The organism is Moorena sp. SIO3I6, from assembly GCF_010672095.1.
The window spans coordinates 1-1,444 of sequence record NZ_JAAHHU010001301.1; the positions used below are offsets into that span (position 1 = coordinate 1).

Annotated in this window: 2 protein-coding genes; both read left to right on the plus strand. The window is 40.6% G+C overall.

The genetic code is table 11. The annotated features are described in order from the left end of the window. Positions 1 to 116 precede the first annotated feature (116 nt). Positions 117 to 362: a DUF4278 domain-containing protein gene (locus F6K49_RS48780; protein WP_075897424.1), complete on the plus strand. Its 246-nt coding sequence runs from the start codon at positions 117 to 119 to the stop codon at positions 360 to 362. 423 nt (positions 363 to 785) lie between these two features. Next, positions 786 to 1,088, plus strand: coding sequence for a hypothetical protein (locus F6K49_RS48785; protein ID WP_293060225.1), 303 nt, complete (start codon positions 786 to 788; stop codon positions 1,086 to 1,088). Positions 1,089 to 1,444 lie beyond the last annotated feature (356 nt).

Here is a 1,444-nt window from a genome sequence, read left to right on the forward strand (position 1 = left end):
TCTCTAAGCTGAATGCTTACTGTTCCGTTAGTCTAACTTTCGGTAATTATCTAAGTATAGGCTCTGAATTGGAGTGGTCAATTACAGATAAAACAAACAATTAAGAGGATCAAATAATGAAATTCACTTACCGTGGTATTACCTATGAAAATGAACCGGTAACTTTTGAGATGAAATCAGAAAAAATTGTTGGTAAGTATCGTGGTGTCCGTTGGCGACAACCAAAGCTCAACGGTGTGCTTTTACCGGAAGCGATCGCAAAATTAAAGTATCGTGGGGCATATTATCTTCACGTTCTTTGGGGGAAACCGATTGATTTTACTAAGCAACATTACGGAGTTAAGCATCCTTGTTCTAAATAGCTAAGCTATTGGCTTGTCCTGCATCAGCTATAGCGCAGGCCTTAGCTGAATGCTTAAATACATAAGCTATAGAGTATCTTGAAATTGTTCCTTAAGTTGGGATTTGGGTAATCCATCATCGCAACACTATTACTAACCTCAGGCAAAAGGCTTCCATGGAAAAGGCTTCCATGGGTTACCCAAATTGCTACAATACTTTACACAATACTATAGATGCTTTGGATTCCTTCCCGTAGAGGGGCGGAAAGCCCGTTATATCCTTGGGACGCTTCTGAAACAAGAAAACCTCTGGATGATTGATTCAGCTAGTGCGTCTCCTTATAGCTAGAAACTGGTGGCCAACACCAGGTTATGATATAGATTAGTAGCCAAAGACTAACTAATCGAAACTAATAACCGTTCGCGTAGCGTGGCCCAAAGGCCATGGATGGATATGGCTGGAAGCTCCACCCCTGCAGTGGACAAGGGAAGTTCCGTAGCACTCCTTCTCAGGAGAATGACAAAGGCTTCCGAAAGAAAGTAAAAAATATTGTCAACAAGTCGAATTATGGAGCTAAGATAAAGGCAGAAAAACTTGCACCAATTCTAATAGGTGCGCTCTTACTTGGCGAATTTAATTCGCCACGGGTCGCACCTGAGGATGGCAAACTGATCACCGCTCCTGCAAAATCGACACTCCAATACACTCCCTCTGGTTCCTTAGAAACCGTGCCTTCAACTTCTTAAATCAGGATAAAAAGCAGAAGTCACTCGGCGAAGGAATTAGTCACAAGGTCTTTTACAACAGTCTTCTGGAAGTAAAACGGACACATTAACCTCAAAGGTAACTAAAAGGGAATAAGTCCCCCTAGGATCGAGGCCTAACCTATTGGAGTTAGATAAAATCTAAGCTCTATGATAGAGTAAAATTAAAAATCGTAGGCAAAACAACCTATCAAATACAAACCTATCAAACACAAATCTATATTTAGATACTGCGAATTAGCATTTGTCTATGACTAACTGATTCAGAAGCGAATAGTAGCAGGTGCTTACAAATTTTTTCCGATATCCACCCTAAGGTAATACTAGTTAAGAGGTTA

Excerpts from the sequence above, each read along its gene's own strand:
- F6K49_RS48780 (WP_075897424.1), top strand. The coding sequence starts at position 117 with ATGAAATTCACTTACCGTGGTATTACCTATGAAAATGAACCGGTAACT.
- F6K49_RS48785 (WP_293060225.1), top strand. The coding sequence starts at position 786 with ATGGATGGATATGGCTGGAAGCTCCACCCCTGCAGTGGACAAGGGAAG.